Below are 17,178 nucleotides of genomic sequence, written 5' to 3'. Positions count from 1 at the left end.
ATTTTTGTTAATCCTTTTATGTTATCTAAGCTACTTTTTCAGCAGCCTCAAGTGGTTTTCGCGGGGAATCTCGTGTTGTCCGCGGACGTTTTTCCCCGCCCAGGTCGTTTTGGCGGGTTTTCGGACTGTGATTTGGACTGATTTTCCCCGCCAAAGTGGTTTTGACGGGTTATTTCTGGGCAAAAATTCAATTCCCGAATAAAAGGGACAATACCACTACTGGTCGATTCCCAAAAACTGGGCCTCGTACAGGCGACGGTAGGTTCCGTCCTGAGCCAGCAACTCCTTGTGCGAGCCCTGTTCGGAAATCCCTTGTTCATCGACGACGATGATCCTGTCGGCATGCTTGATGGTCGTCAAACGGTGGGCGATGATCAGAGTCGTCCGGCCTTTCGACAGGTTATCCAACGATTCCTGGATGACTTGTTCGGTTTCGGTATCCAGCGCGGAAGTCGCCTCATCCAAAATCAGGATCGGCGGATTTTTCAGGAACATACGCGCAATCGAAAGCCGCTGCTTTTGTCCGCCGGACAATTTGACGCCGCGTTCTCCGATCATCGAGTCGAACCCATTTGGCATTTCCGCTATGACTTTTTCCAGATTGGCCATCTGGGCTGCTTGTTGGATTTCCGCATCGGTCGCGTCCAATTTCCCGTAGGCGATGTTTTCCCTTACGGTTCCCGGGAAGAGGAAGACATCCTGCTGCACGACACCGATTTGGTTGCGCAAGGACCGCAACATCAAATCCTGGATGTTGATGCCGTCGACTGTGACGGTCCCTTCAGTAGCTTCGTAAAAGCGGGGAAGGAGGTTGCACAAGGTCGTTTTCCCGGCGCCGCTTGGACCGACGAAAGCGACCGTTTCGCCAGCCCGGATCTTCAGATCGATCCTGTCCAACACTTTTTTGGAACCGTCATAGCCGAATGACACTTGGCTATAGACGATATCGCCTTTCAAATGGCTCACTTCGATGGCACCGGGTTTATCCAGAATATCCGGTGTGCGGTCCAACTCTTCGGTGAAGCGTCTGAAACCGGCGATGCCTTTCGGATAACTTTCGATCATAGTGTTCACTTTCTCAATCGGACGGACAAAAATGTTGGACAAGAGGATGAAACCGACGAACTCGCCGTAGGAAAGCTGACCCTGGATAGTGTAATAGGCTCCGAAGAACAGCGCGAACAAGTTGATCAGCCGGATCAGCAGATAGTTATAGGAAGAACTGATGCCCATCATTTTGTAGAAGGCAATTTTGGAGCGACGATAGGCCCGGTTCAATCCTTCGAACCGTTTCGCTTCATAGGCTTCGTTCGCGAATGCCTGCACGACGCGGATGCCGCTGACAGACGCTTCAATCCCCGCACTGAATTCCCCCAGCTCTTCAAAAATGCGGGTATTGATCTTGGTCATTTTCTTGTTGAAAAAGACGAGCGCAATCGTAATGAAGGGAATCATGACGAAAGTGGCGATCGCCAACGGCACATGGATCTGCAGCATCAAAAGGAAAGATCCCAACAAGGTGATGATGGTGATGAAGATATCCTCGGGCCCGTGATGCGCAACTTCGGAAATCTCGAACAGATCCGTCGTCAGCCGTGACATCAATTTGCCGGTTTGCTGGTCATCATAGTAACTGAAAGGCTGCTTCTGCATGTGTCCATACAGTTCCCGGCGCATATCGGTCTCGATGTTGACCCCGAGTACATGCCCGAAATAGACGACGATATACTGCATTGCTGTGTTGACGATGTACAACACCAACAGGCCCAGCGAAACCATGAGTATCAAATTCCACTGCCCGGAAGGCAAAATCGAATCAATGACGCTGTTGACGACGACCGGGAAAGAAAGTTCCAAGACAGCCGCCAAAATAGCGCAACAAAAATCAAGCATAAACAGATGCTTGTAGGGTTTATAATAGCCGAAAAAACGTTTAAGCATGAGTACCTCCTCTAAAATCATTCGAATATAGTTATAACATAGATTGCCGGAATGAGGTATTGATACGCTCCTTTAAATTCCTGCGGACTTCTGGAAAAAGTTTGTTTGAATAATGTTGCTTAACATCCGCATAGTGGTACAATTATATTAAAATAAATATCCCTCTATTGGCATGGTCCAGAAGGCTGAGCTCTTGAGTATCCGGACATCAAAAGCTGGACTCAATCAATGGGCGATACTACAGTCACAGAAACATTTGCTTAATCAATTGGGTAATCCGTAGGTGTTTATATAGAAGGATGCTTAGGATCACAATTCGAAAATTGGAGGAGTAAGAGAATGAGAAAATGGAGAACAATCGCAGTATCGATGCTGTCACTAGCTTTATTGGCCGGATGTAGTGGCGCTAAACCTGAATCAACAGTGGAGGAATTTTTCACGGCTGGCCAACAACTTGATACCGAAGCAATGGCAGCAGCTGTCCTTTCTACGAATGAGGAAGAAGTGACGGATCCGGAAGAACTTCTGACCGATGATTCGAATGAATACCTATTGGAATATTTCAAAACCAATGCTGAAAAAATGACTTACGAAGTAACCGGAAGCGAAATTGACGGCGACAAAGCAGTCGTGACGATGAACGCGAAATATGTTGACGGCGCACCCTTGATTAAAGCAACAATCAGTTCCGCATTCATGAAAATGTTACCCTTGGCATTCAGCGGTACGGAAATGACCGAAGAGGAAACGAATCAGATGTTTGCTGATACGATGAAGGAACAGGCAGAGATCGTTTCGGAAACGTTTAAAGAAGCTACTTTGAAAATCGATTTAGTAAAGCAGGACAACGAGTGGTATATCAAGGAAATTACTGATGAAATGATGGATGTGGTCATGTCAGGCTTTATGTCACTCAGCACCGAATTGGAGGGCGCTTTTGAGGAAACCGAGCCAGTCGATGAAACCAGCACAGAGGAATCTACTACTGACTCCTCTGCAGCCGGGAAAAGAAGCAATCCAGTGCCTTTAGGACAAGCCATTGAAATTCCGGTTGAGTATTCCAATGAGGATTGGACGGAAAACTATGAAGGAACCATTTCACTTCAGATCAATGGCATCACAAAAGGTCAGGCTGCCTTGGACACTCTAATGGCTGAAAATCAATTCAATGAAGCACCTCCTGAAGGCATGGAATGGGTCATTTTTGATGTAACGATGAAATTGTTGGATGGGAATCAAGACACACCTTTTACGATACTGCCAAATTTTGAAATCGTTTCATCATCCGGTAGCGAAATTGCCCAAGATGCATACGCTAGCCTCGATGGTAACGAATTCGGCTATTCGGATATTTTTCCTGGAGCAGAAGCATCTGGACGTGTAGTTAAATACGCTCCAATAGGAGACAACTTCTTAATTTCCTATGATGAAAATTATTCGGCGTCCTTCTACTTCAGTGCACAATAAAGGAAATGCTTATGACGGAATATGAAAAAATTAAAAAGATTGAAGCATCTGTCGGTGGCTACTTTGGTGGTCATTACCAAGTAGAGGTAGATTTGGAAAATAATTTGGTCAACTGGAATCATGGCGGTGGAGGAGAACCAGCAAATATGGCTCTTAGAAACATTCGCTTAGCCACTGCAAAAAAATTTGTTGAACAGCTGGAAACATTAGATTTGTTGAATTGGGAAGCCGAATATGTAGATCCGGGCTTCCTCGATGGAACTCAATGGCATGTTGAAATAGTGATGGATGGCCTTACAATTACTAAACATGGAGGTAACTGTTATCCTGAGCAATGGGGGGAATTCCGACAGGCTATCTCTAAAATCGCGAGAAAGCCATTCAGGTAAGTTTAAGATGTGAATCAAACATTCAACTATTTCCAGATCCATTCTCTGATAGGGCATAATAAAAATGAAGGGGTCGTCTCAAAATTAATATGTGAGGAGAATTGCATCATGAAAAAACTAAAGGAAAGGCTAGTGTCAATACTTGCTATAGGGTTTGTTTTGACAGCCGGATTGTTTATACTAAATAAAACTGAAATAATTTCCATCCAAACTAATAAAACCTCAGAAACAGCTTTAACGCAGGAAAAATTAGTAGAACTGTCAGAATTGGCGACATTAAAGTATGAATACAGTAATGTAATAATAAGCCGCACAGATAGGAGCATACCAGTGCCTGGATTTCCTGATTTTAATTTTGCAGAGGCAATCAAGCTAATCGAATATTCTGGGTATCTAAAGGCAGGAACAGATTTTTCTAAGGTTCAACAAACGTACGATGAAATTTCCAAACGATTATTAGTAAAAGTCCCGAAATCCTATATTCTCGATAATGTTGTTGAGACAGAAAAAACGAAAGTGGAGGATGTCAAAGGCAATATATTTTCGGATTATCCTGCTCAGATAATTTTTGACGAAATAAATGCTCATAAAAAACAACTTGAAGAAGAAAAAATTAGCCAAGGCTTTTTGGAAGAGGCAGACAAAAGAGCAGAGTTATTGTTGATTTCTCATTATAGCTCCAATGGTTACGAGGATGTTATAATCGAGTTCTATTAAAATTATTACTGGTGAGAATCACCGCCGAGCGGGTTCATTTTTTAATGCTGTAATCAGCTATGTCAACTTATGCTGAAAAACCACACAAAGAGGGACTGCCTCAAAGTCGATTTCAAATGACCTTGAGACAGCCCCTCCTTTTTTGTTATCGGATTTAGTTATCTTCCGAATGGCGTTCGCTGACCTGGAACTCGTCAGCATTCTCGAACATGTATTTCACCGTGAGGGCTTCCTCACCAGTCAGTTGTTTGAAGTCATTTGTGAAGTTGTCCATCTTGCCCAAGCGAATCGCTTCTCCGAAAGTGACCATGCCTTCTGAAGAGAAGGGTGCTTCGGAGTCTTTTTTGAATGCGCCTTCTGTTGTTCTCGGAACGCCCATCGCATCAAAGATGGCGTAGTTCTCATGGATTCGTAAAGCGGAGAATGTCGGGCGCTGCAGTAACGGTTGACTCTTTCGGTGTGATACAATTTGAGCAAAGAGGAAAAGTGAAAAGGTGTTGAAATCCGTCAGATCGTCCAAACTGTGCCAAGAAGAAAATAATATGGAATGGCCGCAACAGTACTTGATGTCGTTTGTGTGGCTGTGACTTAAAAATGAAAGCGCTTATTGATTTGCGGGTTTCTTTCGGAAAAGGAGTGGATTATTTGTGATTACGTTAAACGAGCTCGGTTTTATCCGAGCAGGAGTAGCCGTTCCAAAACTTCAGGTTGCGGATCCAACATTCAATTGTCGGCAAATATTGGATTTAAGCTTTAAAGCCGCTTCTCAAAAGGTCAACGTGCTTCTGTTCCCTGAACTCAGTATCACGGGCTACAGCAGCGGGGATTTGTTCCATCAGCGTCTGTTGCTGGAGGCGGCCGAGAAAGAGTTGACGGAATTGCTGCAGGGGACAAATTCTCTTGAAATGGTGATTGCGGCAGGGATGCCTGTGCGGGCAGACAATCAACTGTTCAATTGCGCTGTAGTATTCTTCAAAGGCAGAATATTAGGCATCGTCCCCAAAACCTTTATCCCTAACTACAATGAATTTTATGAGAAACGTTGGTTTTCTTCATCCGTTCACCGCATTTCCGACAAAATCAACCTCTGCGGGCAAGAGGTCCCGTTTTGCGAGAATCTGTTGTTCAAAGATGCCGGTTCGGAGTTGGTGATCGGTGTGGAAATTTGCGAAGATCTATGGGTTCCGATTCCACCCAGTTCCAACCATGCGCTGAACGGGGCCAACCTGCTCCTCAACCTATCGGCCAGCAATGAAGTGGTGGGCAAGGCAGCCTACCGAAAAAGTCTGGTGGCGGGACAGTCCGCGAAATGTATCGCAGCATATCTATACGCCTCGTCTGGCTCCAGCGAGTCTACCACCGATCTGGTTTTTGGCGGGCATGCCATCATCGCAGAAAACGGATCCTTGCTGCAAGAAGACAGGATGAACCTACAGGAAACCCTGCTCATCCAGGATATCGATATCGAGCGTCTCATGAATGACCGCAGAAAAATCAATTCCTTCATGGGCAATGTGGAACGCCGTGACTATCAAACCGTCATTTACCAGCTACATCACGCGGCAGCAGCTCCGGATGCGGAAAATGAAACGACTGACTTTCGCCGCAAGGTTGACCCTAAACCTTTTGTCCCGGCAGAAAAACAGACTCGTGAGCAGTCGTGTTCCGACATATTCACCATTCAAGCAACCGGATTGGCCCAACGTTTGAATAAGACAGGCATCAAGAAGGCGGTGTTGGGGATTTCCGGTGGCCTCGATTCCACCTTAGCCCTTCTGGTGACCTATCATGCGTATAAGCAGCTTCAGCGCCCAGCCAAAGATATCATCGGGGTCACCATGCCGGGATTCGGGACATCCAATCGCACCTACGCTAATGCCGCATCACTGATGCAGGCGTTGGGGATCACGACTAAAGACATATCTATCCGGGACGCCTGCATCCAGCACATGGAGGATATCGGCCATGATCCAAATGAAAAGGATATCACCTACGAGAATCTCCAAGCGAGGGAGCGGACCCAAATTTTAATGGATATCGCCAACCAGGAGGCAGGACTGGTGGTCGGTACGGGCGATTTGTCGGAGTTGGCATTGGGTTGGTGCACGTATAATGGCGATCAAATGAGCATGTATGGCGTCAACTCCAGCATACCAAAGACCTTGGTTAAATATTTAGTAGCATGGTTTGCGGTATCGGCTGAGCCCAATATCAAAAAGGTACTGGAAGATATCCTCAATACGCCGATCAGTCCCGAATTGCTTCCGCTGGATGAGACCGGGAATATCCAGCAGATGACGGAAAAGGTTATAGGCTCCTATGATCTGCACGACTTTTTCCTTTACTATGTCCTGCGGTTCGGCTTCAGCCCCGCCAAGATCATTTTCCTGGCTGAGCACGCCTTTGAGGACAGCAATAGGCAAACGATCATCAATCAACTCCGGGTGTTCTACAAACGTTTCTTCACCCAACAATTCAAACGCTCCTGCATGCCGGACGGCGTGAAGGTAGGTTCGGTCAGTCTTTCCCCCCGAGGTGATTGGCGCATGCCGAGTGATGCCAGCTATGAACTTTGGCTTAGTGAGCTGGAGCGGATGGTGTAACATAATAGGACTATGCTGGCCGTCTCTGGATCCGGAGGGCATTAGTAAATCTATGTTCTTTCTATGGATGAAAAACAAAAAAGAACGTGGGGCCATCAAGGCAACCACGTTCTTTTCTCGTATTATTTATCTTCCGAATGGCGCTCGCCGACTTGGAAGTTATCGGCATGCTCAAACATGTATTTCACTGTGATTGCTTCTTCTCCGGTCAGTTGTTTGAAGTCATCCGTGAAGTTGTCCATCTTGCCCAAGCGGATTGCTTCTCCGAAAGTGACCATGCCTTCAGAGGAGAAGGGTGCTTCGGAGTCTTTTTTGAATGTACCTTCGGTGGTTCTCGGCACGCCCATTGCGTCAAAGATGGCGTAGTTCTCTTCGTCGGAGATGGCTTGGTACGTGACGTTATTGCCGGTCGCTTCATTGCCGTAATTGACGAAATCCGTGATGGTCATCAATTCAGGCCCATTGATGTTCAGGACAGCATCGTGGTATTTATCGGTAGCCAATGCATTCGCAACCGCTTTGGCGCAGTCTTTACGTGAAATATAGGCCATTTTTCCGTCAGCCTGGTTGTTCTGCATGACGCCACCCATTTTCACAAAGGTGAAGTAATTGGTTACCATGGCTTCAGCGTATTGAGAGTTGCGCAGGAAAATATGATCCATTCCGACTTCATTGATGTAGTCCTCTGTGAAGATGTGGTCTATTTTTTCGATGCTCGGGTTGGATTCGTCAGCCGCGTTCACTAATGAAGTGTAGATGATCTGCTGAACGCCGGCTTCTTTGGCGGCATCCACCACATTTTTATGCGCGTTTTGGCGTTTTGCGCCGACGAAAGGCATCGAAATCAGCGCAACTTTATCGGCATTTGCGAAAGCTTCAGCCAAGCCGTCTTTGTGGTTAAAGTTTGTTACATGTGTTTCAATGCCTAGGTCTGCATATTTTTTCAGAGCAGCCTCGCTGTATGCGCAGAAGATCAGTTGATCTTTTCCGACTAAATCCAAAAGGTATTCTGCTGCCTGATTTCCAAGGTTTCCGTCAACGCCTGTCAATAATAATTTACCCATATTTGTATCGTCTCCTGTCTGTTTTTAACTATCTTCATGATATGTGAAACAGAGAGCAAACTCCAACACAAAAAGCGAATGGGTTATCCGGAAATCGAATAATGCGCTTTGATGGAACGGATAAGAGCTTGGATGCCTGGCTTTGCATTGACGGATAAATATCCCAAGGCGATCACGAAAGTATGGAAGGAGCCTTCGATCGGGATCATGCGGATTTCGTCTGACGGATAATTCAGATTGTAGTTGTCCGGAAAAAACCCGATCAGGTTTTCGGTCCGGATCGCGAACAATTCGGTTTCAACATCGTCCACTGTTTTGGCAATCTGGGGCTGATAACCGTCTTTTTTGGCATGCTGCACCATCAAATCGTAGGATGCGCCGATGACGGAAGGGTCCAGCATGACGAGCGGGTGCTGATACAGTTCAGCAAGGGTAACCGACGTTTTGTCGAACAATGGGTGGCCCGCGCCGACAACGGCTTGGTATTTACCGGCATACAAAGGCACTGTCGTGATGTCCTTTTTGCCTTCAAATTCGGAATCGAAAGCGATGGCCACATCATAGATGCCCTTTACGAGATAATCGGAAATATTCTTCAACAGCACCTTATTCAGATTCAGTTCGACCAGTGGGTTTTCTTTCCGGAAAGCCGGGATGACGGAAAGTAGCGTCTGGATATCCGTCATGGCCGAATATTCGATCGACAAGGTTTCCCGCTGATTGGCCTGAAAATTGCGCATTTTCTGCTGCATGCTTTGGTATTGCTTCCACAGCACCAGCGCTTCCTCGTAGAAAAGCTGGCCGGCTTCCGTCGGCTCGATCGGCGTCTTTTTGCGGTTGATCAACCGGATCTGGAATAATTCCTCCAATGAAGCGACCGTCTGGCTGATGGTCGTCTGCGACACATAGTTCCGCTTAGCTGTCTCCGTGAAACTGCGGCAGTCCACCAGGTCAATGTAGTATTTGATTTTTTCGATGTTGATGCGGTTCGCCTCCAATCAAAAATCCTTCTGTCTGTAAAGTACCATATCCTACTATTAAGAGGCAATCAGAGATTTTGACAGGAATGTTTCACGAATTCGAGTCTGAATGGAAGCGTACAGACAAATTTATTTCAACATAAGCGTTTTGCCAGTAATTATTAGATGAATGGCATATACTAACGTTAGTTATCGAGGAGGTATTTAAATGAAAATAGAACATATCGGTCTTTGGACTGCGGATTTGGAAAAAATGAAAGAATTTTACTGTGATTTCTTCAAAGCAACGGCAGGTGAAAAGTACCACAATCAGAAAACGGGATTCCAATCCTATTTCTTGTCCTTCGCGGATGGCGCTAGATTGGAGATCATGCATCGCGAAGATGTGATCAAAGGGTCCCAAACAAATGAAATACTGGGCTTTGCGCATTTGGCCATCGCAGTAGGCAGCAAAGAAATAGTGGACGCATTGACGGAAAAACTGGTGGATGCTGGCTATCCTTTGTTGAGCCCGTGCAGAGTGACCGGCGACGGCTACTATGAATCGGTCATCGGCGATCCGGAAGGAAACAGAATCGAAATCACGATTTGACAATAATATATGAGGTGAATTGAATGGATCTGAGAGCAATCGTTTTGGACATCGATGGCACATTATTGAATGACCAGAAAGAAATCAGCCCGAGAACAAGGGATTCGTTATTGAGAGCGCAAGAAGCCGGAATCAAAGTCGTGTTGGCGTCCGGAAGGCCGATATCCGCAATGGAGCGGTTCTCTAAGGAACTCAAAATGGAGCAGCACCACGGCCTGCTCTTGTCCTACAATGGAGCATGCGTGACGGATTGCGCAACAAACGAGACTTTGTTCAGCCAAAGCATGTCCGAGCAGGTGGGCAAGGAAATCCTGGTGCACCTTGCCAATTTTGAAGTGAAGCCGATGGTCGCGCACAAGGATTACATGTACGTGAACAATGTGTATGACTGCATGATCACCGCACCACCGCATGGATTGAAGAACATCATCGAGTATGAATCCCGCAGCGGCAATTTCAAATTGTGCGAAGTGGACAACCTTGCCGATTTCGTGGATTTCCCATTGCACAAAATCTTGGTCGCAGGGGAACCGGAATATCTGGAAGAAAATTGGAAAGAAATCCTGCTGCCGTTCGAGGGCCGCGTGAGCGGGTATTTCTCCGCGCCGTTCTACTTCGAATTCACCGACAAAGGCATCGATAAAGCCTTCGCGCTGGATAAATCCCTGCAACCGCTGGGAATCAGCAGCGAAAGTGTCATTTCCTTCGGCGACGGAGAAAATGATACTTCGATCATCGCCTACGCAGGAGTCGGCGTCGCGATGGGCAATGCGATTGATTCCATTAAAGCGAGCGCGAACGAAATCACGTTATCCAACAATGAGGACGGCATCGCGCACATGCTTGAAAGATACTTGTGAAAACAGAATATACCGAAAAGCCAGACCGCATCCTTAACTTTGGATGGGCTGGCTTTTTTCTACAAAGATATTACCCGGTGAGGAGCGCTTCACCGGGTAATATCCGCCAAATGAGGACCTCTTTCCCGTCGAGGGCGGCTTCACCGGGAATTATAAGTCAGATGAAGTCGAAATTACCGGCGAGGACTTCCTCACCGGTAATTCGTGTCCGTGGCGGCTGAGCATGTTAGTTAAGAATTGATTAAAAGAATAAATATTTATTGTAAAACGATAAATTATAGACTAAACTAGCATTAACAAATCCAAACGAGGTGTTGAAGAAATGAAACGAGAAACATTCTTTTTGAAGGCGGTCGTCGTTCTGATGGGACTTCCGGTGGTGGCGCTATGCATTTTTATTATCCCGGAAATTGCGGCTTTCCTGGTCGAACTGGTCCCAAGTCTTACTTATTTGCAATATCCATTTATGATCGGACTGTACGCATCTGCTGGCATCTATTTCGTCGCTCTGTTCCAAGTCTTTAAACTGCTGGGCTATATCGATAAGGACTTGGCATTTTCCGATTTGACTGTGCAGGTGCTGAAGAACATCAAACTCTGTGCAGCTGCGATCGGCGGGCTGTTCATCCTGTTCATGCCGCTCATTTTCATGATGGGAGACATGGATGACGCTCCCGGCATCGTCCTGATCGGTTTGATCATCATTTTTGCCTGCATGGTGATTGCCGTTTTTGCTGCCGTCCTTCAGAAACTCCTGCAAAATGCGATTGCAATCAAACAAGAAAACGACTTTACGATATGAGGTGCGTAAAATGGCAATAATCATCAATATAGACGTCATGTTGGCAAAACGAAAAATGAGCGTCACCGAACTGTCGCAGCATGTAGGCATCACGATGGCGAATCTCTCCATCCTGAAAACCGGAAAAGCGAAGGCGATCCGCTTCTCGACATTGGAAGCCATCTGCAAAGCCTTGGACTGCCAACCCGGCGATATCCTGGAATACCGGGACGAGGAAGAGGAATAACGGTTCCGCGCCAAAATCACCCAAATAACACCCAAAATACAGGGGAAACCCTTAGCCCGATATAGTGCGAACATTCACAATCCGTGGTAAAATAGTAGGAAAAATGGAGGTTTACCATGGCTAGATATGAAGAACAACGCAATTTTCTGAAATCGGATTTTAAAACATTCAGCGCAATCGAAACGGATAAACAAAAGGGGATTCCGCAGCCACCGAACGTCAAATCCTACGATGCGGATGCTGAAATCGTGGATTTGCCTGCCGTCGATGGTGGGGTTGTGAAGAAGGAAAACATCTACGAAATCATCAAGGAAAGAAGAAGCGTGCGTCACTATGCTAAAGATGCGCTCACAATAGATGAACTTTCCTACCTGTTGTGGAGCACGCAAGCCATAACGGGCACCAACCGTTCAGGCATCACCTTCCGCACGGTTCCGTGCAGCGGCGGGACACATTCGTTTGAGACCTATCTGTTCATCCTCAATGTGGATGGCTTGAAGAAAGGCGTATACCGTTATTTGGCGAATTGTCATAAGCTGTTGTACTTGAGCGAAGTCAACGACATCGATGAACAGGTCGACAAAATGACGCTCGATCAGCCATTCGTGCCGAATTTTGCCAAACGCGCATCGGTCATCTTCTCCTGGAGCTGCATCCCATACCGCTCGGAATGGAAATACGACATCACCGCGCACAAAAAAATTCTGATCGACATCGGCGCGGTCATGGAAAACTTGTACTTGACGAGCGAGTCGATCGATGCCGGTACTTGCGCATTGGGCATCTACGACCAGGACATGGTCGACGAGCTGTTGCATTTGGACGGCGATGATGAATTCACGATCTTCCTGGCGGCTGTCGGCAAGAAAGTGGAGAAGAAGGAACGCGGATAGGTCATCATAATATCAGGAAGAAACTCTATTCATTGGAGTTTCTTTTTTTGTGGTGAGCGAAGGAAGTAGCATTGGAATTGAATCTATGATCAGAAATAGCCCGCCAAAAGCATTTTGGCGGGCTATTTCCGTTCAAGTCTCAGTCAGAAAAACCGCCAAAACCCTCTTGGCGGGGAATTCCTCCACGAACTTAAAGTCTAAAAGTGTGAGCAAAAAGCGGAACGACTGTTTCGATACACAGTCGTTCTGCTTTTTGATTTTATTCTATTACATCTGCGTAAAGTGAGCTGTTTTTTTCTAGCATGCTTTTGGCGAAAGGGCAGCGAGGGATGATTTTTTTGTTTTCCTCCCTGGCCATTTCCACCACGCGATCAACCAACTGCGCCGCGATTCCCTGGCCGCGGTAATCGTCATTCACAAAGGTACTGTCGATGACGATCATGCTGCTGTCCTCAAAAAAATAGGTTATTTCGCAGATCAAGTTTTCGTTTTCGTCTTTTTTGTAGAAACGTGAGTCACCTCTATCAAAGTTCATCGTCAGATCTCCTTTTTATTTTTTGATTTATTTCCATCATTAAATATCCATTCTCCATTTCATATTATTCCTGCGGTTGGGACCAGTCAAGCGATTCGTACTGAAAAGATAGTCACGGCGAATGGGAACATCTACTTGTAAATCATTAATGAAACGGTATACAATAAAAATATTGTATAAGGAATTAAATGTTATAATCGTTGAGACATGAGTTGGGTACAGATCTGTTCAAAATTGTTTAATTCTTGTCGTAACCGACCATCCGTGGTCGATTTTTTTAGCAAGAAAGGGGAAATGATATGGTTTCGAAAAGATTTTATGAAGTCTTATTCACATCTTTGTTCATTTTTAGCCATGCATCCATAACTACTGGGGCAATGGCAGCCGAATCGCCAGCCCAGGAAGCAGTAACCGAAAACAGCTCGGCCGATTTTCAGGATGTCATTGTACGGTTTAAAGACAAACCGGGTCAGGCAGAGTTGCATGCATTCAAGGGCCTGGGTGGTGACGTCAGCAATGTTTTCACCATCATTCCTGCGATTTCCGGAAGGCTTCCGGCGAAAGCCATCGAAGCACTCAAAAATAATCCGCAAGTGGAAGTAGTCGAATTGGATTATGCTGTCAAGGCACTTGAATATTCGTCAGAAGATGAGCTTGGGAATAGTTGGGGTGCCGATCATATCAACGCCGATTCAGCTCTTGCAGCTGGTTTTTCTGGTGAGGGAATCAAGGTCGCCGTTTTGGACTCCGGAGTGAATTTCAATCACTTTGACCTAAGAGATAACTTTGACTTTTCTGAAAATGAGTTAGGCTACGATTTTGTTTCGGATGATTTATTCCCCGAGGATGTCTATGGGCATGGTACACATGTAGCAGGAACACTTGCTGCAGCGAGCAACGGTTTTGGGGTTGTCGGCGTTGCGTCAAACGCACAGATCGTGGCACTCCGAGTTCTGGATGAAAATGGGGAAGGTACCGCAAGCAGGATCATTGAAGCGCTGCAGTGGATTCAGAATTATAATGCCGTGCATCCCGATTCACCGATACGCATCACAAATAACAGTTATGGCACCGGATCCAATTCGTCACAGCTTGAGGCAGCCTTTGATGTGTTGGCCAGCTCCGGTGTTCTGCACATAGCCTCAGCAGGCAACGACGGGAGTGCTACGGGCAACGGAAATAATGTCAGTTATCCAGCCAAATATGCATCGGTAGTGGCCGTTGCGGCTCTCGACAAAACCAATCAGCGAGCCAGTTTTTCCAGTACGGGATCGGACGTAGAAATAGCTGCGCCTGGGGTATCCATTCTGTCGACATGGAAAGACGGTACCAACATCGCGGGCCCACAGCCATTTTCGTTCGCAGGTTACGCAGGCGAGTACTTCATTGAAGCGAACGGAACATCAATGGCTTCACCTCATGTCGCAGGTGTTGCAGCTTTGCTGATGGCATCAGATTCTAGCTATACTGCGGAGGAGGTCCGCAATAAAATGAATGAGACGGCTTTGGATTTAGGGGAAACTGGTCGGGATAAATTATACGGTTACGGATTGGTGGATGCTTCCTCAGCGCTGGGGATTGGGCCTATTACCAATAAGCCTCCTGTCGCGTATTACCAGACCGTTGGCACAACGCAAAACACTTCTGTAGTGATCACGCTCATCGCTGCAGATCCAGAAGGTGATCCGCTGACCTATACGATTGCCTCAGCTCCGGCAAATGGAACAGTGAGTGGGACAGGGGAAGATATCACCTATACACCGAACACTGACTTCACAGGCGCGGATACCTTTACGTATGAAGTAAAAGACAGCGCAGGATCGACCGCCAGTGCAACAGTGACCATAAATGTAGCGCCTACAGGTACAACTGCAAGGGCTGTGGACTTAGATGTCCAGATGAGCGCTACAACCAGAAAAATAAACAAAATAAATTACGTATGGGCTACAGCCAAAGTGAAGGTCATGGAAGCCGGTGTCCAAGTAGCTGATGCAACTGTCACCGGCCATTGGGAAGATGCAACAACAAGTCCTGATTCTGGGAGCACCGGAAAAAGCGGGACGGTATCATTCGCATCCGAAAAATTGATCCAGGCGACTGAACAACAAACTTTCACTTTTGTTGTCGATAGCGTGATTATAGGAAAAGTAAACTGTATTATTAGTAATCAGACGACTTATTCGATAATGAATTGATCGAACGTTAAGAAATTCTCTTTGTGTTGATAGAGGTCGGGACTTCGGTTCCGGCCTTTTTGCTGTTTTTTTTCAACTATTTAGTTTGGTTCTCATTATGAAAACAGATTCATTTATTTATGAATAAAAAAAGGTAATATAGCGAATTATACTGAAAGTTAATTTTAATTCAAGAAAAAGTTGAATTTCAGACAATATTTCAGAAAAACGTTGTTGCTGCAGTGTGGAAAGCGGATTCTGTGAAATTTTTCCCGTTTGACATGTTGGATGGACTCTCTATAATGAGGGATGTTGGTCTGGATGTATTCTGATGATGAATCTATCCAAAATACGTTAATTAGATTGAGTCCATTTGCTAGCTACCTGAAAATTGCCTTCAAATGAAAACAGATGGTAATAGTGTCTCGTAAATGAAAGCGGTATTTCCGGTGTGGGTAAATATAATTACATTACAGGTTAAACCTATTAGCTGTAATAGAGTATATCCAGTTGCGGATGGTGGTTTAATTTTTAACAACACAAAAAATATAAAATTGTGAGGAGCGTTTTATTTTGTCGAAAAAATATATACGGATTATCATTGCCGGTATGCTGTTGATGCTTGGTGTCGGGATCCCGATGAACGGGTTGGCATCCTTTTTCAAACCGGTAACGGAAGCAACCGGATTTTCAGTTTCTCAATTCAGTTTGGTGGGCAGCTTCCTTAATCTGACCGGGATTGTAGCGGTACCATTAGTCACCAAATTTTTACTTCCTAAAATTGGCTTGCGGAAAACATCCATCCTGGGAGGCATTTTCGGAGCGGTAGGCTTCTTCCTGTTGGCCAACGGTAAATCCTTGTTCGCATTCTACTTGGCGGCAATCGTCATCGGAACATTCATGATGTCGTCAACAGCTATCGTTGCCGTAACGCTTGTGAATAATTGGTTCCGCAAAAGCCACGGCCTGGTTATGGGACTCGTTGCTGCATCAATCGGGTTAAGCACTGCGATCACTAGCGCAATTGTTCCTTCTTTCATCCAAAATTATGGTTGGGAAAAAGGGTTCTTATTATTGGGCGGCATGTACGCTGTTGCTTTGTTCCTGGGGGCGTTCCTGTTGATTGAAAAGCCCGCTGACGTCGGCATGTTGCCTTATGGCGTGACGGAAGATTCGCTTGCAGCCGAAGCAGAGCAAGCGGCGAATGATTCTTCGTCGGTCGTCATAAAGCATAAAGATACGGATATGACCTATGCGCAAGCGCTGCGTTCGCCGGTATTCTACTTATTAGCCTTGTCATTCGTGTGTTTCGCGATGATTTCTACATTTACGCAACAAATTCCGATATTCTTTACGACAAAAGGCGCTACTGATGTTCAAGCAGGTATGGTTTTGTCGATCGCGTCCATTGTCATGATCGCTTCCAAAATCATCATGGGCATCATCAGCGACAAGCTGGGTGCAACAAAAGCATTCTACATCTTCACAGCAATCTACATCCTTGCATTCTGCATCTTTGCTGCAACGGATAACATCACGATCCTGATCGGAGCAGCGATGATTTATGCAGTGAGCACAGGCGTTCCTGCCGTAATGAACCAATTAGTGACGTTTGAGGTTTTAGGCAAAAAGGAATTCACGGCTATTTGGGGAATCTTATCGACAGCTAGCAGCCTGGGTTTAGCTTTGGGCGGCCCTCTGCTGGGTTACTTCTATGATGCAACCGGCAGCTACAACACGACAATCCTCGTCAGCATCGCCTTCATGGCTGTTTGCTTAGCTTCGTTCTTCTTCGCTGTAACGTTGAGAAAACGTGAGCTTAATAAGGCTTAATAGCCCATAAATAATAAAAAATATGGTCGGGACTTCGGTTCCGGCCTTTTTACGTATAGTAAATTATTTAGTTGTTGCTCAATATGTCAATCATTGAGATAA

General features: G+C 45.9%; 16 protein-coding genes. 11 read left to right on the top strand and 5 right to left on the bottom strand.

All coding sequences use genetic code 11. From position 1 onward, the window contains the following. Positions 1–216 precede the first annotated feature (216 nt). Complete coding sequence (locus tag C7R73_RS05790; protein ID WP_106449572.1) at positions 217–1,941, bottom strand: ABC transporter ATP-binding protein; 1,725 nt, start codon at positions 1,939–1,941, stop codon at positions 217–219. A gap of 339 nt (positions 1,942–2,280) precedes the next feature. On the opposite strand from C7R73_RS05790, the gene C7R73_RS05785 reads away from it, so the two are divergent. The 3 genes from C7R73_RS05785 to C7R73_RS05775 all read left to right on the top strand — a co-directional run bounded on the left by C7R73_RS05785 (position 2,281) and on the right by C7R73_RS05775 (position 4,514). Continuing rightward, positions 2,281–3,408: a DUF4878 domain-containing protein gene (locus tag C7R73_RS05785; RefSeq protein WP_106449571.1), complete on the top strand. Its 1,128-nt coding sequence runs from the start codon at positions 2,281–2,283 to the stop codon at positions 3,406–3,408. A gap of 11 nt (positions 3,409–3,419) precedes the next feature. Then, on the top strand, positions 3,420–3,797 hold the full coding sequence (locus C7R73_RS05780; RefSeq protein WP_106449570.1) for a hypothetical protein: 378 nt from the start codon (positions 3,420–3,422) through the stop codon (positions 3,795–3,797). Between the two features lie 108 nt (positions 3,798–3,905). After that, complete coding sequence (locus tag C7R73_RS05775; RefSeq protein ID WP_106449569.1) at positions 3,906–4,514, top strand: DUF4230 domain-containing protein; 609 nt, start codon at positions 3,906–3,908, stop codon at positions 4,512–4,514. Between the two features lie 154 nt (positions 4,515–4,668). Here C7R73_RS05775 and C7R73_RS05770 read toward each other — a convergent pair whose 3' ends face one another. Then, positions 4,669–5,034 (bottom strand): NmrA family transcriptional regulator, encoded by a 366-nt coding sequence (locus C7R73_RS05770; protein ID WP_239992576.1) that lies wholly within the window; start codon positions 5,032–5,034, stop codon positions 4,669–4,671. A gap of 127 nt (positions 5,035–5,161) precedes the next feature. Here C7R73_RS05770 and C7R73_RS05765 point away from each other — a divergent pair, with 127 nt between their 5' ends. Further along, positions 5,162–7,117: an NAD(+) synthase gene (locus C7R73_RS05765; protein ID WP_106449568.1), complete on the top strand. Its 1,956-nt coding sequence runs from the start codon at positions 5,162–5,164 to the stop codon at positions 7,115–7,117. 122 nt (positions 7,118–7,239) lie between these two features. Here C7R73_RS05765 and C7R73_RS05760 read toward each other — a convergent pair whose 3' ends face one another. Both C7R73_RS05760 and C7R73_RS05755 read right to left on the bottom strand, forming a co-directional pair. Further along, positions 7,240–8,181 carry an NmrA family NAD(P)-binding protein gene (locus C7R73_RS05760; RefSeq protein ID WP_106449567.1) on the bottom strand — a complete coding sequence of 314 codons (942 nt, stop codon included), beginning with the start codon at positions 8,179–8,181 and terminating at the stop codon, positions 7,240–7,242. An 83-nt stretch (positions 8,182–8,264) separates the two neighbouring features. Further along, on the bottom strand, positions 8,265–9,179 hold the full coding sequence (locus C7R73_RS05755) for a LysR family transcriptional regulator (RefSeq protein WP_205076474.1): 915 nt from the start codon (positions 9,177–9,179) through the stop codon (positions 8,265–8,267). A gap of 190 nt (positions 9,180–9,369) precedes the next feature. Between C7R73_RS05755 and C7R73_RS05750 the strand changes: the two genes are divergently transcribed. From C7R73_RS05750 to C7R73_RS05730, 5 genes are all read left to right on the top strand, one after another. After that, positions 9,370–9,753, top strand: coding sequence for a VOC family protein (locus C7R73_RS05750; RefSeq protein ID WP_106449566.1), 384 nt, complete (start codon positions 9,370–9,372; stop codon positions 9,751–9,753). Between the two features lie 23 nt (positions 9,754–9,776). Further along, a complete protein-coding gene (locus tag C7R73_RS05745) occupies positions 9,777–10,613 on the top strand; it encodes a Cof-type HAD-IIB family hydrolase (protein WP_106449565.1) in 837 nt (278 codons plus the stop codon). Between the two features lie 322 nt (positions 10,614–10,935). Beyond that, positions 10,936–11,415, top strand: coding sequence for a DUF2975 domain-containing protein (locus tag C7R73_RS05740; protein WP_106449564.1), 480 nt, complete (start codon positions 10,936–10,938; stop codon positions 11,413–11,415). A gap of 10 nt (positions 11,416–11,425) precedes the next feature. Beyond that, entirely contained in the window at positions 11,426–11,641 is a 216-nt protein-coding gene (locus tag C7R73_RS05735; protein WP_086941475.1) for a helix-turn-helix domain-containing protein, read from the top strand. Between the two features lie 116 nt (positions 11,642–11,757). Next, a complete protein-coding gene (locus C7R73_RS05730) occupies positions 11,758–12,534 on the top strand; it encodes a SagB/ThcOx family dehydrogenase (RefSeq protein ID WP_106449563.1) in 777 nt (258 codons plus the stop codon). A gap of 259 nt (positions 12,535–12,793) precedes the next feature. Here the strand turns inward: C7R73_RS05730 and C7R73_RS05725 are convergent, their stop codons facing one another. After that, a complete protein-coding gene (locus C7R73_RS05725) occupies positions 12,794–13,069 on the bottom strand; it encodes a GNAT family N-acetyltransferase (RefSeq protein WP_106449562.1) in 276 nt (91 codons plus the stop codon). A 299-nt stretch (positions 13,070–13,368) separates the two neighbouring features. On the opposite strand from C7R73_RS05725, the gene C7R73_RS05720 reads away from it, so the two are divergent. Both C7R73_RS05720 and C7R73_RS05715 read left to right on the top strand, forming a co-directional pair. Continuing rightward, positions 13,369–15,264: a S8 family peptidase gene (locus C7R73_RS05720; RefSeq protein WP_106449561.1), complete on the top strand. Its 1,896-nt coding sequence runs from the start codon at positions 13,369–13,371 to the stop codon at positions 15,262–15,264. Between the two features lie 552 nt (positions 15,265–15,816). After that, positions 15,817–17,076 (top strand): MFS transporter, encoded by a 1,260-nt coding sequence (locus C7R73_RS05715; RefSeq protein ID WP_106449560.1) that lies wholly within the window; start codon positions 15,817–15,819, stop codon positions 17,074–17,076. Positions 17,077–17,178: the final 102 nt, after the last annotated feature.

The organism is Trichococcus alkaliphilus (assembly GCF_003008695.1).
Taxonomy (GTDB): Bacteria; Bacillota; Bacilli; order Lactobacillales; family Aerococcaceae; genus Trichococcus; species Trichococcus alkaliphilus.
This window is presented reverse-complemented; position numbering and strand designations above follow the sequence as displayed.